Below are 23,887 nucleotides of genomic sequence, written 5' to 3' on the forward strand. Positions count from 1 at the left end.
TTAGATCATCTCTTCGCCGCCCTTGCCACCGAGCACGATTTCTCCGGCTTCGGCCATGCGACGGGCGATGGTGAGGATTTCCTTCTGTGCGGTTTCCACATCGCTGACGCGCACCGGGCCCTTGGCCTCCAGGTCGTCGCGCAACAGTTCGGCCGCCCGTTTGGACATGTTCTTGAAGATCTTCTCCTTGACGCCTTCGTCCGACCCCTTGAGGGCCAGTACCAGCACATCGGAGGACACTTCGCGCAACAGCGCCTGGATACCGCGGTCGTCGACATCGGCCAGGTTGTTGAACACGAACATGAGGTCTTCGATCTGACCGGACAGGTCTTCGTCGAACTCGCGGATCGAGTCCATCAGTTGGCCCTCGATCGAACTGTCGAGGAAGTTCATGATATCCGCCGCACGCTTGATGCCACCCAGGGTGGTGCGCGAGGCATTGGAATTGCCCGAGAACTGCTTCTCGAGTATCTGGTTCAGTTCCTTCAGCGCCGCCGGCTGCACGGTGTTGAGCGAAGACACCCGCAGGATGATGTCCAGCCGCGCCTTGTGATCGAAATTGCCGAGCACTTCGCCCGCCTGGTCGGGATCGAGGTAGGCCACCACGATCGCCTGGATCTGCGGGTGCTCGTAACGGATCACGTCCGCCACGGCCCGCGGCTCCATCCACTTGAGGCTGTCCAGGCCACTGGTGTTGCCCCCCAGCAGGATCCGGTCGATCAAGCCATTGGCCTTGTCCTCGCCCAGGGCCTGGGTGAGCATCTTGCGCACGTAGTCATCGGAGCCGACGCCCAGGCTGGTCTGGTCGCCGACGATGTCGACGAACTCGCTCATGACCTGCTCGACCTGCTCACGGTGCACGTTACCCATCTGCGCCATGGCCACACCCACACGCTGGACCTCCTTGGGCCCCATGTGGCGCAGCACCTGGGCGGCATCGGTCGACCCCAGGGACAGCAGCAGGATCGCGGCCTTGTCGACCCGGGACAATTTGGCAACGGCGGCTCGATTATCACTCATCTGCGTTAATCCACTCTTTCACGACCTGGGCCACACGACCCGGATCTTCTGCCACCAGACTCTTGATGGCGTTCAACTGTGCGTCATAGCCTTCGCTCGGGCTTGGCAACAGAATGCTCTGCGGCCCACCGAGGCTGACGCGATCGTTGGCCAATTCGCCATCCAGGCCACCCATGCCTCCCAGCTCTACATCACCCAGGCCGGCCAGTTGCTTGTTCCTGCCGCCATTGGTGATGTTGTTGAGTACCGGACGCAGCACCCCGAAGACCAGCACCAGGATGAACAGCACGCCCAATACTTGCTTGACCACATCCCAGAACCAGGGTTGCGAATAAAACGGAATATCGGCGATCACTTCTCCGCGCTCGGAGGAGAACGGCACGTTGATCACGCTGACGCTGTCGCCACGGCTGGCGTCGAAACCCACGGCGTCCTGTACCAGGCGGGTAAAGCGCGCCAATTCGTCGGCGCTCCAGGGCGCACGGGTGGTTTCGCCGTTCGCCGGGTTGACCTTGACCTGATCGTCCACCACCACTGCCACCGACAGGCGGTTCAAACGCCCTTGCTGTTGCTTGGTGTGGCTGATGGAACGGTCCAGCTCGAAGTTCTTGGTCGATTGCTGGCGCTTGTCGGCCGGGTACGGCGCGAGCATCGGCTGGCCGGTGGCCGGATCCATGATCTGCTGGCCGTTGGCATCTACCAGCGGCTGGCCTGGCTGCACCATACCGGCAGCCCCGGCGGCACCACCAGTGGTCTGCGGCGCGCTGGCCGGCGATGGCGGCTGGTTGCTCAGGGCACCGGGCACGCCTTGGGGGCCATTGCTGGCGGTGCGCTGCTCAGTCACCGACTGCTCACTGCGCAAGGCCGGTTGATCGGGGTTGAACTGCTCGGACGTCGACTCGACGGCGCTGAAGTCCACATCGGCCGACACTTCGGCCTTGTAGCGGTCATTGCCCAGGATCGGCTGCAGGATGTTGTGGACACGCTGGGTCAGCATGCCTTCCATGCGACGGCTGTAGTCGAACTGCTTGCCAGCCATGGTCAGTTCGGAGTTTTCCACCTGGTCGGACAGCAGGTTACCCTTCTGGTCGACCACGGTGATCTGCGACTTGCTCAATTCAGGAACGCTGGTCGCCACCAGATTGACGATCGCCAGGACCTGGCCAGGCTCGAGCGCGCGGCCCGGGTACAACTCGACCAGTACCGAAGCACTCGGCTTGCGCTCGTCGCGCACGAATACCGAGCTTTTCGGGATCGCCAGGTGCACACGGGCACCCTTGACGTTGTTCAGGCTGGAAATGGTACGCGCCAGCTCGCCTTCCAGGCCGCGACGATAACGGGTCGCTTCCATGAACTGGCTGGTGCCCAGGCCCTGATCCTTGTCGAGGATCTCGAAGCCGATATTGCCGTCGCTGGGCGTCACGCCGGCGGCGGCGAGCTTGAGGCGCGCACGCGCTACGTCGTCGGCCTTGACCAGCAGGGCACCGGAATTGGGCTCGACGGTATAGGGAATGTCTGCGGAAGCCAGGGTCTCCATGACTTGCTTGGCGTCCATGCCTTCCAGGCTGCCGTACAAAGGACGGTAGTCCGGCTGCTGGGACCACAGCACCACGGCGAAACCAATCGCCACGCTGGCAGCCAGGCCGACCAACAGGCCGACCTGACGCAGCATGGTCATCTCGGAGAGGTTTTCCAGGAAAGACAGCCCGAACAGCGGCGGTTTGCCGTCTGGTGCAGGGGTCTTGGCCGGAACGTTATCAACGACTGCTTCTGCCATGACTCAATAGTTTCCTTTAGACCGGCATCTGCATGATGTCTTGATAGGCCTGAACCAGTTTGTTGCGAACCTGGGTCAATGCCTGAAACGAGACAGAGGCTTTCTGCGAAGAGATCATTACGTCAGTCAGGTCGACGCCACTTTTGCCAATTTCAAAAGCACTGGCCAGTTGACTAGACGCCTGCTGGGTATCGTTCACTTTATTGACGGCCTGACCGAGCATGTCGGAAAAGCTGCTGCCACCCACCTGGGGGACCGCGACCGACTTGGGCTGTGCCATGGCGTCCATCTGCATGGCCCGCATGTCCAGCATCAATCGATTAAATTCAATACCTTGGCTCATGGTCTACTCTCTCTGGCGGCCCGCATTTTTTTGACACTTACTCAGCGGGTATACAGGTGTTAGCAACAAGGGTGCCAGCTCCGTGGCCGTCATAAACAAATGCGCGCGCCGCTCCTTCGAGGCACCTGTGCAAGCGCGCCTGCTGGCGATAGCGGTGTGTCGGTCAACGTCCTCGTCGCGAGACCATGGTCGTCGCGCGCAGACTCGTTCCCACAGGGTTCAACTCAAATTCAACTGGCGAACAGGTAGGCCTCTACGTCCATCCCCGCGTCACGCATCTGCGCCAGCTTGTAGCGCAAGGTGCGCGGGCTGATGCCCAGACGTTCCGCCGCCTCCTTGCGCCGGCCACGCTCGGCACGCAGGGTGTCGATGATCATCTGGAACTCGCGCCGCCGCAGGTCATCGCCCAAGGCCCCAGCCGACTCGCCCTCGACTTCCGCCGCCGGTACGAATGCCGCCACCGGCGGCTGCGAAGCGACCGGCAATGGGGCACAGGCCACCGGGCCGGCCAGGCAGAAATCCTCAGGCTGGATCAAGCCGCCCTGCTGCAGGATCAAGGCTCGCTGGATCGCGTTATCCAGCTCCCGGACATTTCCGGGCCAAGGGTAGGCAACCAGGCAGGCCTGCGCCGCCGGCGACAACCTGGCGGCCGCATGCTTCATTTTATTGACGTGCCGGGCCAACAACCGCTCGGCCAGCGGCAGGATATCGGCAGTGCGCTCGCGCAATGGACGCCAGGCCAGGGGAAATACCGACAGGCGGTAGTAAAGGTCTTCCCGAAAACGACCCGCCGCCACTTCGCCGGCCAGGTCTCGGTTGGTGGTCGCCACCACGCGGATATCCAGGTGGATGGGCTTGCGCCCACCGACCCGCTCCACTTCCCGCTCCTGCAGCACCCGCAACAGCTTGGCTTGCAGCCCCAGGGGCATTTCGGAAATCTCGTCGAGCAGAATGGTGCCGCCATCGGCCTGCTCGAATTTGCCGGCCTGGGCCGCAATGGCCCCGGTGAACGAGCCCTTTTCGTGACCGAACAGGGTCGCTTCGAGCATGTTGTCGGGAATCGCCGCGCAGTTGATGGCAATGAACGGTTCGTTGGCGCGCCGGGATTGCTGATGGATATAGCGCGCCAGGACCTCCTTGCCGGTGCCGGACTCACCGGAAATCAACACAGTGGAATCGCTACGCGCCACTCGCGCGGCCAATTCCAGCAGTTGCGCACTGGCCGGCTCGAACGCCACCGGCCCTTCGCCTTCGACGAGCGGGACACCCAGCGCATGGCGCGCCACCAGATCCAGCAGCGCCTTGGGTTCGAATGGCTTGACCAGGTAATCCGCTGCGCCCTGGCGCATGGCGTCCACCGCTCGCTCCACCGCACCGTGGGCGGTCATCAGCAACACCGGCAATTGTGGATGGCGGGCACGTAACAGCCCGAGCAACTGGTGACCATCCATGCCCGGCATGTTCACATCACTGACCACCAGGTTGAAGGTTTCCCGAGCCACGGCCAGCAGCGCGTCCTCTGCCGAGCCAACGGCAACATAATCATGCCCGGCCAGCACCAGCGTGTCGGCCAGCGCTTCGCGCAGGGCCCGGTCGTCCTCTACCAGTAACACCTTGATCGCCATCACTTCACTCCACCTGTGGCGAACTGGAGAACAACGGCAGGAGCACCGTTGCACAGGTCCCACGCCCCAGTCGCGACTGCAATTTCAATTCTCCCTGATGGGCACGGGCCACGGCCTTGACCACGGTCAGGCCCAGGCCGGTGCCGGTGGCCTTGGTGGTGAAGAACGGCTCGCCGAGGCGAGCCAGCACAGCCGGCTCGATACCGCTGCCGCTGTCGCTGACACACAGACGCAGGGTCTCGGCCCGGGTGTAGAGGTGAACCTTGAGACGCACGTGCTCGCCGCCGGCCTGGATCGCATTTTCGATGAGGTTCAACACCGCCCCCACCAAGGTGTCACGGTTACACAGCACCTCACCGGCATGGCTATCACACTGCCAGCGGATCGGCAGGTCCCGCACATGGGTCAATGCCGCGGCCTGCAGGGATTGCAACAGCGCCTTCGGGGTTACCCGGTCGGTCAATGGCAACTCGCCGCGGGCGAAGACCAGCATGTCCCGCACCTGATGCTCCAGCTCGTGCAGGCGCTCTTTCAAACGTCCGGCAAAGCGCTGCTGGGTTTCCACCGACAGGGGTTGCTCGGTCAAATGACTGGCGTACAACAGGGCGGCGGACAATGGCGTACGGATCTGATGAGCCAGCGACGCCACCATGCGCCCCAGGGAGGACAACCGCTCATGGCGCGCCAACTGGTCTTGCAGGTGACGGGTTTCAGTCAGGTCGTTGAGCAGCACCAACTGCCCGGGCTCGGCGTCCAGCGAACGGGTCGAAATGGACAAGCGGCGACCATCCTTGAGGGAAACTTCATGACCGTCGTCTTCACGAGGCGCGAAGCAGCGGGCAATGACGTGTCGCCACAACTCGCCCTCAAGGGGCAGCCCGAGCAGCTCGCAAGCCGCCGGGTTGGCTTCGCGGACGAAACCCTGGGCATCGATGACAATGACGCCGCCAGGCAGAAGGTCGAGCAGGTTCTGCAGCCGGTTGGCCAGACGCTCTTTTTCCGCCAGCTCTTGCATGCGCTGGGCGCTGACCACCGCCAACTCACCCTTGAGCTCGGTGACCCGGGCTTCGAGGAGGCTGTAGGAATCGGTCAGTTGGCTGGACACCTGATTGAACAGCGAAAACGCCTGCTCGAGCCCAAGCCGGCTTGCCTGCTCGGCGGAAGGCATGCCCCCCGCATCGGGGACCGAAGACATCTGAACGTGGGCGGCTTGGCTCATCGGGCTCTCTCGCTTGGCTGACCGTCAGTTAAACGGAACGTTGAGAGAGCTTTAGCAATACCCGTGCCGAAAAAAAACCGCCTGAAAATCAGACGGTTGCAAAACAGGCGTCAATCATCCGCCTGTTCGTCTCCTTCGCGACGGCTCATGCCGTACTTGCGCATCTTTTCCACCAGGGTGGTGCGGCGAATGCGCAAGCGTTCCGCCGCACGGGCCACGATGCCGTTGGCGTCGTCCAGCGCCTGCTGGATAAGCCCCTGCTCCAGGCCTCCGAGGTAATCCTTGAGGTCCAGGCCCTCCGGCGGCAGCAGGGCATTGGCGGTGAAATCCGGCGTGTGGCCGTTGATCACCACCCGCTCTTCCAGGTCGCTGCGCAGGCTGTCGACCATTTGCTCGTCTTCATCGTCGACGTAGCGGAACTTCTTGGGCAGCTCGGCCACCCCAATGACGCCATAGGGATGCATGATCGCCATGCGTTCCACCAGGTTGGCCAGCTCACGGACGTTGCCCGGCCAGCCATGGCGACACAGGGACATGATCGCCGCCGAATTGAAACGGATCGAACCGCGCTTCTCGTGCTCCATGCGCGAAATCAGCTCGTTCATCAGCAACGGGATGTCTTCGACCCGCTCACGCAACGGCGCCATCTCGATGGGAAACACATTGAGGCGATAGTAGAGATCCTCACGGAAACTGCCCACCTCGATCATGCTCTCGAGGTTCTTGTGGGTCGCGGCGATGATGCGTACGTCGACGCTCTGGGTCTTGTTGCTGCCCACTCGCTCGAAAGTACGCTCCTGCAGGACCCGCAGCAGCTTGACCTGCATCGGCAAGGGCATGTCGCCGATCTCGTCGAGGAACAGGGTGCCGCCATTGGCCAGCTCGAAACGCCCGGCCCGGCTGGTGATCGCCCCGGTGAAAGCGCCCTTCTCATGGCCGAACAGTTCGCTTTCCAGCAACTCGGCCGGGATCGCGCCGCAGTTGACTGGCACGAATGGCGCCTCGCGACGCTTGGAATGGTAATGCAGGTTGCGCGCGACCACTTCCTTGCCGGTGCCGGACTCGCCGAGGATCAATACGCTGGCGTCGGTGTCGGCCACCTGCTGCATCATCTGGCGAACATGCTGGATCGCCCGGCTGGTACCGACAAGGCTGCGGAACAGGTTGGGTTCACGATGCCTGCCGCGCTCGCGAGCCTGGTCATACATCTCGCGATAGACCTGGGCCCGGTGCAGCGAATCGAGCAACTTGCTGTAGCTGGGCGGCATTTCCAGGGTGGAAAGCACTCGGCGACGCTGGTCCTCTGGCAAGTCAAGGGAAGAATTTTCGCCCATTAACAAAACCGGAAGGAACTCATCCCAGGTTGAGAGTGTCTTTAGCAAGCCCAAAAGAGTTGCGGGAGCATTTACGGTCCCGATAAGGACACAAATGACTTCACGACTGGACGACAAAGAGCCGACTGCCTGCTGCCAGTCATGGCTTCCGCAGGGTAAATTTTCTTCGCCAAGAAAATTCAGGATCACCGCCAGGTCGCGGCGGCGAACGCTATCGTCATCGATCAGGAGAATTTTGGTTTCACGCCACATGCAATAGCAACTTCCCTAGTCAACTCAGTGCCCGGAATTAGGGGGCAAGCTAGACGCTTGCAGACTTGTCGTGCCTGTAGACGCCTGAAAAGTGTAAACAGCCACTAGTTAAGTCAAAAAACGCTGCAGAGTCAAATTTATGGCGCAGTTTGTTCGGATTATTTGAGCAGGATCAACCGAACAAGTGGTAAACCTTGGCCGCAGCCTGTGCCTGCTGGACCTGCGACATCTCGTTGACTATCGCCTGCCGCTCCCCTGTCGCCGCCTCGAGCAATTGCCTGTACACCCCCAGCAACTCCTCAAGATTACTTCGCAAAGCTGCCTCATCCACTCCGGATTCGCTCAGGGCGTCTTCCATGCAGGAACGGCAGGTCATGTCCAACTGACCGATTGCCTCCCAATTACGCTCGGCCAGGGCATCGACCAGGGCATCACGGGTTTGTTCTATTCGCTGCAGGACAAGACTCATGAGAGTACTCCTTAAAATTGCGGACCTTGCGGAGCAATGCCATCCCAGCCTTCCTTGACTGTGCGAAGCAGATCGGCGACTTCGTCAAGAATCTTCGGATCGGTCTTGGCGTTGGCTTCAGCCAAGCGTTTCATCATGTAAGCGTAGAGAGCATCCAACTCGGCAACCGACTCGGCCTGGTTTTCCAGATCCAGGCCTTCACGCAGACCGCCGATGATGCCGATGGCCTTGCTGATGAAGACGCCTTTGTTGGCGATATCCTTGCGCTCCATCGCACCCTTGGCCTGCGCGATACGGTCCAGGCCGCCTTCCATGAGCATCTGTACAAGACGATGGGGACTTGCTTCGGAGGTTTGCGCCTGGGCACCAATCTTCTGGTATTGGCGAAGGGCTAACATCGGATTCATGTTCTACCTCATCTAAAAACTTCGGTTCGTATAAACAGCGTATCGACGCCGCGTCAAAAAACTTTAGACCGGAAAGCCGAAAGCCCGGAACGCTATCAAACGTCACCGGGCTTTTTTGCATCGGTTGAAGATCAGCTGTTCTTCTGTTGTGCCGTCAACGCTTCGAACATCGAGGTAATGTTGCTGGCAGTTGCCTTGAGCTTGCCGACCAAGGTGTCCATATCGTTGTACTTTTTGGTCAGCACAGCGGTAAGGGTCTCGATTCGGCGATCCAGGGCCGCCTGGTCCGCACTCAATTTCGCCTTCAGAACATCAAGATTCTTGGAACGAGCCGTCAGAATGGAGTCGATGGTTTTCTTGGGATCATTCGGATCGGCCTTGTTAACGGTATAGGGAGCGAGCGCATCTTTCATGCGTTCGATCAGGCCGTTTTCGCCCGTGAAGAGGGTTTGAATTTCCCCTCCCAGTTGCTTTTCGTTCAGGGCAGCAGTGAACTTCGTACTGTTGAAATCCAGAGCACCGGTGGTCTGGTTAGTGGTAATCCCCAACTGGGACAGCACGGTGAGCTTATCGCCCGCACCGGTTTCGGATAAAGGAGCCCGTATGGCCGCCAGAAGCGATCGTGGCAACGAGTCGCCGGTGAGGGCTGCCGGAACGGAATTACCATCGGCATCTGTCGACGGTTTGGTCAGGGAAGTCACTGCCTTCGCAACGGCGTTATAGGCATCGACAAACTTCTGGATGGACGCTTTCAAGCCGTCGGTGTTGGTGGCAACGGTGACAGTCGTTGGGCCGGAGTTGGCCACGAGCAACGTCATGTCAAGACCGGAAATAACGTTACTCAACTTGTTCGTCGGGCTGGTCATTGACAGCCCATCAACTGTGAATACCGCATCCTTGGCCAGGCCGATCGAGCCCGAAGAGGTTGCACTGGGCGTGCCCATCAACGTAGAGCCATCCGCAGCCAGACTGGCAATACCGCTGAGAGAGATGTCGCTGCCCGCACCGGTTTTAGTCGATCCCACCACCAGCCGCGAACCGAAATTGTCGGTCACGATGTTGGCGGTCAGACCGCTGGAAGAATACTTGCTGTTGATGGCATCCCGAACCGATTGCAACGTCCCATCAGCCGGTACATCGAGGGTATAGTCTTTTCCCGCCTGGCTGATGGTCAGCGTACCGGCCCCTACCTGACTGGAAGCGCCACCGGCGAAAGCGGCCGTCGCAACTTTTGACGACGTCGCCAGTTGGGTGACATTTATCGAATAGGTACCGCTTACCGCCGAGTTGGTGGCCGCCACCGTCAACGCCGTGTTATTGGCCGACGTGGCAGACACGCCCGTAAATTGCGGAGTGGTCGTACTGCCCAGGCTATCAAGCGTGGATTGAAACGTTGCCAGCAGCGACTTCAGGGTGCCGATCCCGGAGATGTTGGCCGCATTAGTCTTGGTGGCGCGGTCGATCTGACCTTGCTTGGCCGCTTTGTCAGAATCAACCAGTGCCTTGACGATAGCAGTGGTATCAAGGCCAGAGCCTAAACCCAAGCCAGGTAGAATTGGACTTGCCATGTGGGACTCCCTTCAGTGTGTCGCCGGCTTTTTGACCATTACAACGGCAAAAAAACTAAACAACAAAATTCGTGCCAGTCATCAGGCTTCAGCACTGAACAACAGGCTGTTTGCATCATTCAAGCTATTGGCCAGCTTAAGAACTTCTTCATTCGGGATCTGGCGAATCACTTCACCGGAATCACTGGCAATCACCTTGACCACTACTTTGCCTGAAGGCTCATCAATAGAGAACTCCAGGTTGCGCTTGACCGACTGGACGAACTTCTCGATTTCCTGGACGGCTTTCTTGAGTTTGTCCTGCTCGACGGCAGCTTCTTTAGGAGTCTGCTTGACCGGTGTCACGATAGCGACGTCAGCCCGAGGCTTCTCCACTGGCTTGTCGGCCACTGTTGGCGCCGGCTTGGCCGCAGGATAAGACAAGTTCAGCTTCACGCTCATATCCATGTCCATCACCTCTTGAACGGAAAAAGCGAGAGAGTACGCAAGCGCACTCCCCCGCTAAAACTCATCCGGCTATTACTGAAGCAGCTTCAGTACAGCGGATGGCAGTTGGTTGGCCTGGGCCAGAACCGAAGTGGAAGCCTGTTGCAGAGTCTGCTGCTTGGTCAGCTGGGCAGTTTCAGCAGCGAAGTCGGTGTCTTGTACACGACCCAGTGCAGCACTGGCGTTTTCGTTGATGTTCTGCAGGTTGGAGATGGTGCTGGTCAGACGGTTTTGTGCAGCACCGAGGTCAGCACGGCTGGAGTTGATGGTCTTCAGAGCTGCGTCGATCGCATCGATTGCCGCAGCAGTGTTGGTCTCAGCTTCAGCACTGTCGGCAGCACTGATCGCGATGGCTGCAGAGTCAACGCTCAGAGTCGCTGCGTCGAAGCCGCTGTCCAGGGTCAGGGTGATCTGGTTGTCAGCACCGGTGTTGGAACCGACCTGGAAGGTCATGGTGCCAGCAGTACCGTCGATCAGGTTCTTGCCGTTCAGGTTGGTGGAGTTGGCGATCCGGGTCAGCTCGTCGGACATAGTGGCAAACTCTTTGTTCAGAGCTGCACGATCGTCGGTGCCGTTGGAGTCGTTTCGAGCCTGAACAGCCAGCTCACGCATACGCTGCAGGATGTTGGTGGACTCTTGCAGAGCGCCTTCAGCGGTTTGCGCGATGGAGATACCATCGTTGGCGTTTTTGATCGCCATGGTCTGACCGCGGATTTGCGAAGTCATACGAGTGGAGATCTGCAGGCCAGCGGCGTCGTCTTTGGCGCTGTTGATTTTCAGGCCGGAAGACAGGCGGGTCATCGAAGTGGAGAGAGCATCGGAAGCGCGGTTCAGGTTCTTCTGAACGTTCAACGATGTGACGTTAGTGTTTACTGTTAAAGCCATGACGAATTCCTCGTTGGTTGGGTACTGCGGCTTCCGGCCCTGGCAACCGCCGGGTGTGGCCTAGAGAACCTTCGTAATAGTTATCGTCGTAATCGGAACTTGCTTTAGCAGTTTTTTCAGATTTTTTGCCATCAGCTTGCCACCCCTCATAAATCAAGGACTTGGCTGCGCCTGGAGTGAAAAAATGACGCCAGGGAAATGCCGGAGCCGCGACTCTGCATCGGGACCAATAACGACAGGCGAAAAGCACCTAGATGATCAGACTGGCGCTCAATAGCTCCACCAGTTCGTACTCAAGGTAATCGGCCAGCGAAAGCCAGTTCTGGGTTTGCTGGTCACTTAGCATGGACGCAAGCAGATCGGCCCAATATGACTGGACATTCTCTGGCATAGCCTCAACGAAAGGTTGCGCCGCTTCGACCAGGATAACCATTGTAAGCCCCGCCTCGACGTCCCGTCCCAAGCGAAACAAACGGGCGCATTCTCGCGCATCATCGATCACACGCTCTTGCACGGTCATCGAGTGAACTCCTCATTGAAATCGGTGCCGACGATCCTCGCCCCATCACGACTGCTGTTATAGAAGCGCACCTGGGGATGGGCCGCGATAAACCGTTCCAGCTCACACAGATAACTGCGGAAATTCAGTTGGGTCTTGACCCGGCTGCCATGACCATCAAGAACCCAGTGCTTTGCCGCCCCCAAATGCGGCCCTAGGTCACCATCACCCCAACCAGCGTGAGTCTTGTCATGGGGAAAAGCGAAATCCGCCCCGAACAGGGTAATCCGGGTCGCTCCCATCTTTACTGCCAAGTCCACGGCAGGATGGATCACGCTGCCCCCCGCATGCAGAAGACCACGGGGAAACTGCTGGCGCATTTGCCGATAGACCGGACTGGGGGAAAAGCCAGCGTAACGTGGCCCCTGCCACGCACTGAGCACCGAGGGATCAGCCATCGGCATATAAACCAGTGCAATATCGGCCGTATGATCGGGCGGTAGGTGCCGCGCCGATATGCGCTGATCGATGCTGACCACGATGTCCGGCCTAATACCCTGGCGGAGCAGCGGCAGATAGGCCGTGTCGACGCAAATCAATAGCGGTCGGCCGTCTTGCTCCCGAATGCTGCGCAGCCTCTGGAAATGCTGTTCAAGGCTGGGACCGGTGGCAATGACAAACACCTCCCGTTCGCCCAGGGAATCGAACAGCTCGGCCACATCGTGATCCACCTGCACAAGACCGGCAGCGGCTTTCAGGCGCGCGACAATCTCCGGTGCCTGCGAGTGGAATTCACGATTGTTGAACGCCAGGTGGGTTTCACTGACCAGCCGGTCGCGAATCTTGGCATTGAAGTCATCGGCCAGGACCAATTCGGCGGGCAAGGCAAAGAATGGCAACTTGATTTCCGCCTGGTCTCCCGCATAAAGCAGTTCGACTCGCGGATCGACGAGCCACTGCGTCTGATCCAGTACCCGCAGCACCAGAGCGAACACCGAGCCGTTGAGAATATGGACGTACAAGCGCTCGAGCCCGGCCCGCTCCAGCAAATGGTTCTGCAGATCTCCCAGCCCAGTGCCATAGACATGCAACACGGCGGCGTCCGACGGCAGGCTGGCAGCTTGCAGTTCAGCCTCGGCGAGGCGGTCATGTCGACTGGTCAGTTGGATACCGTCGATGCTCAAGGTCGATCCCTGGCCTTCCACCAGGTCTGCCCGCAGCCCGTCGACCGCCTCCGACAGCAGGCGCTCGGCCATGAGCGGCCAACGCTGCTTGATCGTCTGGAGATTGCACTCAAAGAACTCGCTCATGGCGTCTCGACTTTCCAGTGGGCAAAAAAAATAGCGTCCAAGGTTACACCTTGGACGCTATTTTTGTGCCTGGGTTTTAATGTTCTCAGGGGCGATAGATAATCGCCGATCCCCACGACAGGCCAACACCAAAACCGCTCAAGGCAACACGTTTCCAGCTGGAATCGAGCACATGCTTCTCCAACAGCAATGGAATGCTCGACGAGACGGTGTTCCCGGTCTCGACCATATCCTTGATGAATTTCTCCGGCTCGCCCTCGAAACGTCGCGCCACGGCATCGACAATCGCCGCACTGCCCTGGTGAATGCAGAAAGCGTCGATGTCGCTGGCTTGCAGGTTGGAATCGGCCAGCAATTCATGCAAATGTGCCGGAACCTTGAGCAAGGCGAAATTGAACACCTGCCGGCCATTCATGAAGAACACGCCATCGCTGACTTTCAGATGCGGCGCACCGGAGCCGTCAGTGCCGAACTTGGACTTGCCCAGTTGCCACGGCGCATCCTCGCCCATCCAAGTCGCTGTGGCGGCGTCGCCAAACAGCATCGTGGTGTTGCGGTCTTCCGGATCGACGATTTTCGAATACGGGTCAGCGGTTATCAACAGCCCATTCTTAAGGCCTGCGGCTTCCATGAAGCCCTTGATGGCGTAGATGCCATAGACATAACCCGAGCACCCCAGGGAAATATCGAATGCCGCGACGGTGGTAGGCAAGCCGAGCTTGTCCTGGACGATGGCCGCCGTATGGGGCAATCCTTCCTCGTCGCCATTCTGGGTGACCACGATCAGAACATCGATGGCTTCGCGTTTCAGACCAGGATTGTTGGCAAACAGCGCATTGGCCGCTTCAACACACAGGTCGGAGGTCTCCTGTCCATCATCCTTGCGTGGAAGGAAGGCGGAACCGATCTTGCCGAGAATGAATTCTTCATCCTTTTCGAACTTCGCACCCTGTGCGTAATTGTCCACGCCGGCTACAGGAACGTAGCTCGCAATGCTTTTTATGCCAATCATTACGGCTTCCCAATCAAAAACAGCCCAATACCACCGCTCGCAAGGAATCGAGGGGGCGCCGACAAAAAGGGAAGTATAAAGGGCTATCACTGGACCTGATAACGGCCAGGCGCCATCTTCCCGGTCAATACAATACAGTGAAGATGCGCGTTATGACTCGCAGGTCACGCTAATTTGCCGAATAAGCCCTTTTTTGAAAGGGCTATCCGTAACGGCATGCCTATCCGATCAGCCGAGCCCAGTTCACAGTCTTGGGAGCGCCCAGTGCGAAGCCCGTCCCGGTCGGGGTCAGGTTGGGGTTACGCATCATGTCGTGTTCGAAGCGCGACGGCCATTTGTCTCGCAGTGCATCTGCAGCTCCAAATGCGTCGGGCAAAGTGCCAGGGTGCAGCATCTGAGCCTGAGGCGTCCACACCGTGAGATAACCTGCGTCGGCCGATTTCAGACACAAGTCGACATCGGCAAAGGCATCGGCGAAGGGTCCTTCGTCCAAACCGCCCACGGCTTCGAGCAGGTCCTTGCGAATCATCAGGCAAGCGCCGGACACTGCCGAGCAGTTCTGCTCCACCAGGTGGCCATTGAGGTAGCCCTTGGCGTCCTTGCGCTCACCGACATACACCGAACACACCAGCCCATCGGGACTGAGCACCAGGCCGGCCTGGGTGGTGATACCGCGCATGTCCATCTGCTTGCTACCCACGATCCCCACTTCAGGCCGCTGGGCCTGGTTGAGCAGGCTGTCGAGCCAGTTGGCGTTGATCACTTGAACCTCGGCCGACAACAAGACCAGGTACTCTCCCCTGGCCTGGGCAGCCGCCCAGTTGTACAACGCCGACGCACTCAAGCGTCGATCACTGCGCAGGATACGGATCCGGTCGCCCTTGCCCTCCAGGCTGTCGAGCCACTGGGCCAATGCTTCAGACTGGCTATGATTGTCGGCGATCAGAATTTCGTGACGCTGATAACGGGTGCGCTGCAGCACGCTGACGAGCGCTTGCTGCACCTGTTCGAAGTTATCCCGGCTTTCAAGAATGATCGACACCAATGGTCGTTCGGCGTGTTGGTAATCGATCTGGTAAGTCAATGGCTGGGCTGAAGTGACCTGGGCTCGATAACCCCGCGCAGCCAAGTGACGCGTCAGTACCTGACGTTCCTGCGGGTTCTCTTGTTCAGCCGGGGCATTGCAGATCAACAAGGGCTCAGCCAAGTGAGCCAGGCCGGCCATCCCTTCATCGACGATCAGACGCAACAACAGGTCCTGTTCCAGCGCCTGGGTGTATTGCGCGGTGAAGCCGCCAGCCTGAGCCAATACATCACGGCGGATCAGCCAGTGACGCGCCATCAGCGACGGCACCGACTGCAGCAGATCGAGGTTGACGCCCGGACGGAACACATCGGTCAGGCTGCCATCAGCCTTGCGCTGGATCTCATCCATGGCCACGGCGCGCACGCCTTCGGCTCCGATCAGTTCGAGGCTGGCGCGCAGCAGGCCACAGGCGGTGAACTGGTCACCGGCCTCGGCCAGCACCAGCCAATCAGCGGCCGATTGTCCGATGATCTGATTGATGCGCTCGACATAATTGGCGGTGCTTACTTTGACGAAATGCACCGTGTCGCGCACGGTGGTTGTCGCCGGCAAGTCGCCGGTGGTGAAGACCACTACGTTGAAGGCTTTGCAATGGCCATTGACCAGGCTGTCGAAGGTAGCCTGCAACTTGAACATGTCCGCGTCCAGGTCCAACAGCAGGATACCGAAACGCGGCCCGCCCTGATGCTCGGCCAGGCGAGCATGAATGGATTTGAGTTGCCCGGTATCCGGGGCACGCGCGTCGAGCCAGTTCAACAGGCGGCCAGAATGCATGTTCTCCAACAACCGGCGGCCCTGTTGTCCAGGCACCGAATCCAACCGCTCGGCCCAAGCCTGCAACTTGATCGCTTCCTCAGGCTCGTCGCTGCTTTTCAACGACTCTGCCAGACGCTTGACCACGGTACGGTTGAACGCATAAAGGCCCTGGGCCTCCCAGAGACGACTGCGCAAGGTACGTTCGTTGTCGTTGGGCTGCACGCGCATCAGTTCATGCTGACGCACCAGGATACCTTCCAATTGCTGAAGCTGAAGACGCCCGGCCGGCATGGCATGCAACAAAAATTCAAATTCAGTCAGCAGATCGAACACCCGCTGATTATAGAAAGGCATTTCGACAAACTGCTGCGGTCCGAACGAACGCACCGGTTCGCCCCCCGCCTGCGTCCAGACCGAATTGATGATCTGTGTACCTTTGAGTGAACGCCCCTGCAGCAGGCAGTCGGCCATGGCCGCAAAACTGTCCAGGGCGATCTGCTTGACACGTCCCGGAGCCTGCTCGCGCAGCGGTGTCGGAAGCGACGCCAGGAATTCGGCGAACTGCTCGCGCTCCGCCACGCTCTTGGCGTCCTTGTAGCTCAGCACCGTCAACACGTTGGTGTTGTGCTCGGAACCACCGTAATTGAGCTCGCGAACGGCGAACGGGATCGGCAGGATCCGGGCCTTCGCGCAGGCCAGCAAATAAAAGGTATGACCGATTTCCTGCCATTCGAAACTGGTCCCGGGGGGCAACAGGCTATACCACTGCTGCAGCAGATCGGTACGGGTCACGGCATAGAACGGGGGCAGGAAATGATCCATGAAACGAATCACCCGGTCTTCGGCCAGCTCGCTGTTGTAGTCCTCGTGCACTTTGCGATCGCGACGGAAGTAATTCACTTCGGTCGCACAAGCCACGTACATGAACCCATAGCCGTGGCACAGGCCGTAGTCGGGGTTGGCTTCAAGGAATTCCACAGACTCGGTCAAGGCGTCGTGGAGCAGAAAGTCGTCATCGGCGGCGAACACCATGTAAGGCGTCTTGACCTGGTTTACACCATAAACCAGCTTGTCCTGCAGTCCCTTATAGGTGAACTGGGGCAGATGGCGGTAATCGACCGATGGGAAGTCCAGGGCAATTTGTTCATCGCGCTCGACCGATGAATCAAGCACCAGTACCGAACAGGGATAGCTGCTGTAGTAGTGCAATGTACGGCGCAAGAACGCACTGCGATTGTGGGAAATCACCACCACGGTGAACCGCTCGCTCAACGGCTCCATGTTGTCTTGAAAAGTGTTCTTAACCTGCATATTTCCTGTCCCCACAACCTGCCAGACGCTAATGACTTGAAACCTATGGTTTAACGAACCCGACGCAGATAACCGTCCGGCGCAACGGTGATCAGCAACTTGTTCTGCAACTGCCGGTCGATCTCGAAATCGCCGTTTTCCTCGAGGTATTTCCAGACGGCTGTCTTCGGGTTGTCACCCGGTCCCCACGGACGGTCAGGGAAAAAATCCGCCGGCATGTCTTCCACGACTGTATCCATCACCACGCAGTAACTGCCCACCGATACCAGCGGCGCGTACAGGCGCAATTCCTCGAGCACGTGGTCGTGGGTGTGATTGGAGTCGAGTACGAGAATGACTTTCTTGCCCTTGGCCGCCGCATATACCCGCTCGGCGATAGCCGGATCGATGCTCGACCCTTCGATCATCGAGATACGCTTGCTCATTGGATGGCTTTCAATGGCTTCGCGGTTATGAGGGCGGATATCCAGGTCGATACCCAGGACTTCGCCGTGACCCTGCAGTTCCAGCAACGAGGCGTAGTAAATGATCGAACCGCCATGGGCGATGCCGCATTCAATGACCAGGTCAGGCTTGATCTGCCAGATCAGTTCCTGCATCGCCATCATGTCCTGCGGTAGCTGGATGATTGGCCGGCCCATCCAGGAAAAGTGATAGCTGTACTTGTGCTTGGCCGACTCGTTGAAAAAATCCCTGGCCAGGCCAACGAGTTTCTCGTCCTGCCCCTGGCCGGCGATTTCAGTCTGGCATTGGGCTTCGAAAGCTTTATGGATCGTGTTGTCAGTCATATTCGAATCTCGCTGTTATTGGAACGAAGCGCTGTCGACGGCGTGGTAGACATAACGCCCACCGGTCATCCGTTTGATCTCTTCGAGGTAATTGGAATTCATTACGAACACGTGGGCCCCTTCGGGCAGGGTGTCCATTGCTTCATCGGGTGAAGAAACCCGTGCGCCACTGAGCGGCAGATACCGCCCTTGCTTGGCCGGATTGATATCGATCACGCAGTCCACAGCCACGCCTGCCCGTTGCAGGAATAGCGAATAGATCACGCCCTTGGAAGAAGCTCCCCAGATCGCCGAACCCTGTTGCGGCGCGGCCTGGATAATCTGCACGGCGCGCCCGAGGCTGGCGGTGAATCCGTCGGGCAATTCCAGCAGCGCTGCCGGTTGGACGGGGCTCAGGCGCAACGTTGCCAGGTCGGCGACGATGTACAGGTACTGGCCGCCAAACAGATGCCCTGCTTCATGCACCGTACCGAACATCCGGCGCAGGTCATCGAGGCGGAAATAATTGACATGCTCGTAGAACAGATCGAACCAGGCACGATGCTCCAGAATCCAGTCCAGGCAGGGCACCTCGATATAAATCTGTCCCCCCTGGTTGGCCGCGGCGATCTCAGCCAGAAAGGCCACCGGGTCCTGAATATGTTCCAGCACATGGCGCAGCACCACCGCATCGGCCGACAAGCCCAATTGGCGAGTGAACGGTGCCTTGATGACATCGGCATTATGGCCCTCGTAGGCCGGGTCGATACCCGTGATGGCGTAACCCCGCGCCTTGAGCAACTCCAGGAAATAGCCTTTGCCGCAGCCGACCTCAATCAATGCCTGACCACTGAAATGCCGGGCAATGATTCCTTCTACGTCAGCTAGGTGCTTCTGGAACTGCCCCGAATGGGCCTGTTCGTTCTGATAGTCGCTGTCATAGTTGAGCTTGTCAGGATCGAACGCCTGGTTGAACACCAGCCCGCTCTCTTCATCCTGGACCAGCACCATATCGGCACAGGCCGAGGCCCTGGCCGACTGCTCATCGGCAAAGGTCCGGTTCTGCAGGACCGGAAGACCGGTGGCCCGGTAAAGCTCACGCGTCATGTGCAGCTCCCAGCAAGGATTGCAAACGTTCGGCCACTCCCCAGAACGCCATGGGCTCATGGGTCGGGTATGGATAGTGGCCAAGGTTCAGGCGAATGGAGGCTCCACGCTCGCGAAGCCGCGCTTCCACCAGCGCCCGAACCGACACCGGTTGACCGCTGGAACAATTGATCACGCCATCGAACTGGCGCTGCAACAGCAACTCCGCCAGGTAAGCGGCAGCCGTGCCGACGGGCAGATAATCCCGCAACTGCTCGCCACCGGACATATCGAACACCTTGGCCTGGGCGTCGATGGCCCGGTCCAGTGCGGCCAGCAGGCTGTTGGGATTCTGGCCAGTACCATGCAGGTAGAAAAGGCGCGCCCACTGCAAGGTGAACGGATATTCGCGCTGCAAGTGTTCCAGAAAAACCCGCAGGGTATTTTTCGCCAGCCCATAGGGATTGGCCGGAAGCGGCTCGGTCCGCTCGGATAGCGGCCCGCTTTGCAGGCCATATTCGAAGCAGGTACCGGTGACCATTACCTGGGAGACGCCCGCCGTCACCGCTCGCTTGATGAAGCAGTAGTCGGCCATCAGGTTATGTTCGAAATGAAACAGTGCCTGATAATTCGGCAACCCGGGCCATGCCAGGTGTGCCAGCGCATCGACGCCTTCTACCAAGGCAGCGATGTCCAGGCTTTCCAGGTGAACATCCGTTTCCACGAATTCGACCTGATCGAACCAAGGCAGGGCCATGGCCGGCTCGCTCCGCCGCGCAGCGGCCCGCACCCGACAGCCTCGCGCCAGCAAGGCCTGCACCAGGTGACGGCCGACGAACCCGGTGGCGCCGGTGACCAGGACCTTCACAGCACGGTCAACTCAGGGACGGCGATCAGAAACTGTCCGCCCCATTGACGAATTTCGGCCAGCTGTTGGCTGACTTCGCTCAACAGATTCCAGGGCAGGACGAGTATGTAATCTGGTTTCTCTGCTGCAATACGCTCGGGCGACACGATAGGAATCCGGCTACCGGGCAGGTATTTGCCTTGCTTGTGTGGGTTGGCATCGGCAACCCAGGCCAGCAGGTCAGGCTTGACCCCGGCGTAGTTGAGCAACGTATTGCCCTTGGCCGCCGCGCCGTAACCCACCACGCGCTTGCCTTCGGCCTTGGCCTGTAGCAGAAATCGCAGCAAACCATGCTTGATGGCTTCGGCGGCCGGCGCGAGCGTTGCGTAATACGCTGAGGTTCTTACGCCCGCATCCAATTCAGCCTGCAACTGCAGTTGCACCGAGGCCTGCACCGGTCGACGCACGCCATCGGCACGCTGGACGAACACCCTTAACGAACCGCCGTGGGTTGGCAGCTGGCTGACATCAATTACTTCCAGACCGTTGCGCTCACACAAGGTCTGCACGGCCGTCAGCGACAGATAGGAAAAATGTTCGTGGTACAGGGTGTCGAACTGCTGCCCGGCCATCAGCGTGAGCAACTGCGGAAATTCGAACGTGGCGACGCCGGTTGGCTTGAGGAGCGTGGCGAAACCGCCGAGGAAATCATTGATGTCCGGCACATGGGCCAGCACGTTGTTGGCCGCCATCAGGTCGGCCGCCCAGCCCTCGCCTTTCAATTGCGAGGCCGTATCGCGACCAAAGAACACCTCACGAATCTCCAGGCCTTTTTTCCGCGCCGCTTCGGCGGTGCTGTGGGTCGGCTCTACGCCCAGGCACGCAATGCCGCGACTGGCCACGTATTGCAACAGGTAGCCGTCGTTGGCAGCCACTTCGACCACGCGGCTGTCAGCGCCCAGTTCGAAACGTTCAACCATCTCGGCCACATAGCGCTCGGCGTGGGCCAGCCAAGTGCTGGAGAAAGAACTGAAGTAGGCGTATTCGGCATCGAACAGGCTGTCGGCCCGGGTGTAATCCTGGGTTTGCACCAGCCAGCATTGCTGGCATACGGCGACCTTGAGGGGTACCCATTGCTCGGGCTGTTCCAACTGATCGGCCCGCACGTAAGCGTTGGATGGCGGCGACGTTCCCAAGTCAATCAAAGGCAACGCCAGGGCAGACCCGCAACCTCGGCAATTCATAGACGTACTCCAGCGAAACGCTCGTCGATCCAGGGATGGTTGCGGTCCCTGTTCGACAGATTATTGACAGACAGCGGCCAGGCGATGGCCAGCCGCGGATCATTCACCGATAACCCGCCCTCATGCTCTGGAGCATAGTCGGCGCTGTGCAGGTAAAGCAGCTCGGCATCGTCGGTCAGGGTCTGGAACCCGTGGGCGAAGCCGGCCGGGACCAACAGGCTTCGGCCGTCACCAGCCTTGAGATGCTCGGCGTGCCAGTGCAGGAAAGTGTCGGAATCGGGGCGCAGATCCACCGCCACGTCCCAGACCTCACCCCGCAGGCAGGTAATCAACTTGGCCTCTGGCTGCGCCGCGTTCTGATAATGCAGGCCGCGCGCACTGCCCCGTTCGCGGGTGCAGGAATGGTTGATCTGGCGGATATGAAAGGGCTGGCCGAACGCACTCAGGCTGCCTTCGCAGAACAGCCGGGCGAAATGCCCGCGCTGGTCTTCGAAGCGCTTGTGCTGGACGCTGAACAGACCGGCCAACGGCAATGCCTTCAACGAAAATTCACTCACAACGCGCCTCGATACAAATTCAACTGGCCGAGGGAAACCTGGCGCATGTCATCGCCGTTTTGCCAGGCCAGGTGCCAATCCAGCGTCTGGGCCAGGCATTGTTGCAGTGTCCAGCGCGGTCGCCAGCCCAGCAATTGGCGGGCGCGACTGCTGTCCAGGCGCAACAGGCCGGCTTCATGCAAATCGCTCGGTTCGATCCGCAAGCCGGGCGCTTGCGGCCAGCGTTCGGCGAGTAGCCGGACCACTTCGCCAACACTGCACATGTCCGCTTCGCCAGGACCGAAATTCCAAGCCCCGGCGAACGTCGGGCCTCGCTCGAAAAGACCGGCGGCCAATTGCAGGTAACCCGCCAAGGGCTCCAGCGCGTGCTGCCATGGGCGCACCGCCTGTGGATAACGCAATGTCACCGGCTCGTTCGCCGACCATGCCTTGAGCACATCCGGAATCAGCCGCTCAGGCGCAAAGTCGCCACCACCCAGCACATTGCCGGCACGCGCCGTAGCCAGTGCCAGACCGTGCTCGGCATGACGCTCGACCGAAAAGAACGACGCCGCATAAGACTGCGCGAGCAATTCGCAGCAGGCCTTGCTGCTGCTATAGGGATCGTGCCCTCCTAGGGGCTCGTTCTCGCGGTACGGCCACAGCCATTCCTGATTCGCGTAGACCTTGTCGGTGGTCACCAGCACGCAGGCCCGAACCCCACCGACCTGGCGAATAGCCTCCAGCAGGTTGAGGGTACCCATGACGTTGCTTGAATAGGTACCCAACGGGTCGCGATAACCTTCACGCACCAACGGCTGGGCCGCCAGGTGCAGGACGATCTGCGGCTGCACAGCTGCAAGCAATTCAAGCAGCGCGCCGAGGTCGCGCAAGTCGCCCCGTCGATCATCGATGTCTGTGCCCACCCGGGCCAGTTCGAACAGGTTTGGCTCGGTGGCCGGGTCCAGGGAAAAACCACTGACGTGGGCCCCCAGGCTTTGCAGCCACAGGGTCAGCCAGCTGCCCTTGAAACCGGTATGACCGGTAACCAGTACCCGTTTGCCGCGCCAGAACGCCGGACTCAACCCCATTGCTTCCACGGGGCCTCCCCGCTCTGCCACAAGGCCTCAAGATGGTTCTTATCGCGCAGGGTATCCATCGGATGCCAGAAACCGTCGTGCTGGAAAGCCTGGAGCTGCTGCTCGGTCGCCAGGGCCGCCAGCGGCTCGGCTTCCCAGGAAGTCTGATCGTCAGCAATGTAAGGCAGGACTTTGGGCGACAGCACAAAGAACCCACCGTTGATCCACCCCCCGTCCCCTCGAGGCTTTTCAGTGAAACCCAGGACCGTATCGCCGTCACGCTCCAGCGCGCCGTAGCGTCCCGGTGGCTGCACCGCCGTCACCGTCGCCAGCTTGCCGTGGGACAAATGGAAATCCACCAGCGCGCCGATATTCAGGTCCGAAACGCCGTCGCCATAGGTGAAGCAGAAGGCCTCTTCGTTTTCAAGGTAACGCGCCGCACGACGCAGCCGGCCGCCGGTCATGGTGTCTTCCCCGGTGTCGATCAGAGTCACGCGCCACGGCTCGCTGTAGTTCTGGTGAACGTCCATGCGGTTGTTGCACATGTCGAAGGTGACATCGGAGGTGTGCAGGAAGTAATTGGCGAAAAAGTCCTTGATGGCATAGCCCTTGTAGCCCAGGCATATGACGAAGTCGTGGATTCCATGAGCGGAATACTGCTTCATGATGTGCCAAAGAATTGGCTTGCCACCGATTTCGATCATCGGCTTGGGCTTGAGGTGCGACTCCTCGCTGATCCGAGTGCCGAGCCCACCTGCCAGGATAACTGCCTTCATCGTCTCCCCTCTTGTCCATCACCGGGCTCGGCCAAGCGTGTTTCGCTTTTGCGGGCGCGGGGATTACACCTTCGATGCCGCTTCGGGCGCTCCGACTTGCCGGGAAGCGCTCGTTTTATGGCGATATGAGGGGGACTTGCAGGAAACGCGCCAGCTCGACAGGCGGGAAGGAAGATCAGGCGGGAACTGAAC

At 59.6% G+C, this 23,887-nt stretch carries 22 protein-coding genes; all 22 read right to left on the bottom strand.

The window, feature by feature from the left end; genetic code table 11:
- Complete coding sequence (gene fliG / locus BW992_RS25905) at positions 1 to 1,020, bottom strand: flagellar motor switch protein FliG (protein WP_053154943.1); 1,020 nt, start codon at positions 1,018 to 1,020, stop codon at positions 1 to 3.
- A complete protein-coding gene (fliF, locus tag BW992_RS25910) occupies positions 1,013 to 2,797 on the bottom strand; it encodes a flagellar basal-body MS-ring/collar protein FliF (RefSeq protein WP_072389502.1) in 1,785 nt (594 codons plus the stop codon). The genes fliG and fliF overlap by 8 nt, the downstream gene beginning before the upstream one ends.
- 16 nt (positions 2,798 to 2,813) lie before the next feature.
- Positions 2,814 to 3,140 (bottom strand): flagellar hook-basal body complex protein FliE, encoded by a 327-nt coding sequence (fliE, locus tag BW992_RS25915; RefSeq protein ID WP_072389504.1) that lies wholly within the window; start codon positions 3,138 to 3,140, stop codon positions 2,814 to 2,816.
- Positions 3,141 to 3,370: 230 nt separating this feature from the next.
- Positions 3,371 to 4,765 carry a sigma-54-dependent transcriptional regulator gene (locus tag BW992_RS25920; RefSeq protein WP_072389506.1) on the bottom strand — a complete coding sequence of 465 codons (1,395 nt, stop codon included), beginning with the start codon at positions 4,763 to 4,765 and terminating at the stop codon, positions 3,371 to 3,373.
- Between the two features lie 4 nt (positions 4,766 to 4,769).
- Positions 4,770 to 5,960, bottom strand: a complete 1,191-nt coding sequence (locus BW992_RS25925; protein ID WP_172834668.1) for a sensor histidine kinase — start codon at positions 5,958 to 5,960, stop codon at positions 4,770 to 4,772.
- Between the two features lie 134 nt (positions 5,961 to 6,094).
- Entirely contained in the window at positions 6,095 to 7,570 is a 1,476-nt protein-coding gene (locus BW992_RS25930) for a sigma-54 dependent transcriptional regulator (RefSeq protein ID WP_072389509.1), read from the bottom strand.
- Between the two features lie 172 nt (positions 7,571 to 7,742).
- The gene (locus BW992_RS25935) at positions 7,743 to 8,039 is read right to left on the bottom strand and encodes a flagellar protein FliT (RefSeq protein WP_072389511.1); all 297 of its coding nucleotides are present in this window, start codon (positions 8,037 to 8,039) and stop codon (positions 7,743 to 7,745) included.
- An 11-nt stretch (positions 8,040 to 8,050) separates the two neighbouring features.
- Complete coding sequence (fliS, locus tag BW992_RS25940; protein WP_072389513.1) at positions 8,051 to 8,446, bottom strand: flagellar export chaperone FliS; 396 nt, start codon at positions 8,444 to 8,446, stop codon at positions 8,051 to 8,053.
- Positions 8,447 to 8,577: 131 nt separating this feature from the next.
- Positions 8,578 to 10,014 carry a flagellar filament capping protein FliD gene (gene fliD / locus BW992_RS25945; RefSeq protein ID WP_072389515.1) on the bottom strand — a complete coding sequence of 479 codons (1,437 nt, stop codon included), beginning with the start codon at positions 10,012 to 10,014 and terminating at the stop codon, positions 8,578 to 8,580.
- Positions 10,015 to 10,095: 81 nt separating this feature from the next.
- Positions 10,096 to 10,461 (bottom strand): flagellar protein FlaG, encoded by a 366-nt coding sequence (locus BW992_RS25950; RefSeq protein WP_072389517.1) that lies wholly within the window; start codon positions 10,459 to 10,461, stop codon positions 10,096 to 10,098.
- 72 nt (positions 10,462 to 10,533) lie between these two features.
- Entirely contained in the window at positions 10,534 to 11,385 is an 852-nt protein-coding gene (locus tag BW992_RS25955; RefSeq protein ID WP_072389519.1) for a flagellin domain-containing protein, read from the bottom strand.
- A 250-nt stretch (positions 11,386 to 11,635) separates the two neighbouring features.
- Complete coding sequence (locus BW992_RS25960) at positions 11,636 to 11,905, bottom strand: hypothetical protein (protein WP_076407270.1); 270 nt, start codon at positions 11,903 to 11,905, stop codon at positions 11,636 to 11,638.
- On the bottom strand, positions 11,902 to 13,194 hold the full coding sequence (locus BW992_RS25965) for a motility associated factor glycosyltransferase family protein (RefSeq protein ID WP_076407271.1): 1,293 nt from the start codon (positions 13,192 to 13,194) through the stop codon (positions 11,902 to 11,904). Before BW992_RS25965 ends, BW992_RS25960 begins: the two co-directional genes overlap by 4 nt.
- Positions 13,195 to 13,279: 85 nt before the next feature.
- Positions 13,280 to 14,206, bottom strand: coding sequence for a ketoacyl-ACP synthase III (locus tag BW992_RS25970; RefSeq protein ID WP_072389525.1), 927 nt, complete (start codon positions 14,204 to 14,206; stop codon positions 13,280 to 13,282).
- 220 nt (positions 14,207 to 14,426) lie between these two features.
- The gene (locus BW992_RS25975) at positions 14,427 to 17,360 is read right to left on the bottom strand and encodes a TIGR00180 family glycosyltransferase (protein WP_076407272.1); all 2,934 of its coding nucleotides are present in this window, start codon (positions 17,358 to 17,360) and stop codon (positions 14,427 to 14,429) included.
- A 50-nt stretch (positions 17,361 to 17,410) separates the two neighbouring features.
- Positions 17,411 to 18,148, bottom strand: a complete 738-nt coding sequence (locus BW992_RS25980) for a cephalosporin hydroxylase family protein (protein ID WP_072389529.1) — start codon at positions 18,146 to 18,148, stop codon at positions 17,411 to 17,413.
- Between the two features lie 15 nt (positions 18,149 to 18,163).
- The gene (locus BW992_RS25985) at positions 18,164 to 19,234 is read right to left on the bottom strand and encodes a class I SAM-dependent methyltransferase (protein WP_072389532.1); all 1,071 of its coding nucleotides are present in this window, start codon (positions 19,232 to 19,234) and stop codon (positions 18,164 to 18,166) included.
- On the bottom strand, positions 19,224 to 20,081 hold the full coding sequence (locus BW992_RS25990) for an NAD-dependent epimerase/dehydratase family protein (protein ID WP_072389534.1): 858 nt from the start codon (positions 20,079 to 20,081) through the stop codon (positions 19,224 to 19,226). The genes BW992_RS25985 and BW992_RS25990 overlap by 11 nt, the downstream gene beginning before the upstream one ends.
- Positions 20,078 to 21,304, bottom strand: coding sequence for a class I SAM-dependent methyltransferase (locus tag BW992_RS25995; RefSeq protein WP_076407273.1), 1,227 nt, complete (start codon positions 21,302 to 21,304; stop codon positions 20,078 to 20,080). The genes BW992_RS25990 and BW992_RS25995 overlap by 4 nt, the downstream gene beginning before the upstream one ends.
- The gene (rfbC, locus tag BW992_RS26000; protein ID WP_076407274.1) at positions 21,301 to 21,861 is read right to left on the bottom strand and encodes a dTDP-4-dehydrorhamnose 3,5-epimerase; all 561 of its coding nucleotides are present in this window, start codon (positions 21,859 to 21,861) and stop codon (positions 21,301 to 21,303) included. Before rfbC ends, BW992_RS25995 begins: the two co-directional genes overlap by 4 nt.
- Complete coding sequence (rfbG, locus tag BW992_RS26005; protein WP_072389540.1) at positions 21,858 to 22,940, bottom strand: CDP-glucose 4,6-dehydratase; 1,083 nt, start codon at positions 22,938 to 22,940, stop codon at positions 21,858 to 21,860. The genes rfbC and rfbG overlap by 4 nt, the downstream gene beginning before the upstream one ends.
- On the bottom strand, positions 22,922 to 23,695 hold the full coding sequence (gene rfbF, locus BW992_RS26010; protein ID WP_072389542.1) for a glucose-1-phosphate cytidylyltransferase: 774 nt from the start codon (positions 23,693 to 23,695) through the stop codon (positions 22,922 to 22,924). Before rfbF ends, rfbG begins: the two co-directional genes overlap by 19 nt.
- Between the last annotated feature and the right edge of the window lie 192 nt (positions 23,696 to 23,887).

Source organism: Pseudomonas sp. 7SR1 (assembly GCF_900156465.1).
GTDB lineage: Bacteria > Pseudomonadota > Gammaproteobacteria > Pseudomonadales > Pseudomonadaceae > Aquipseudomonas.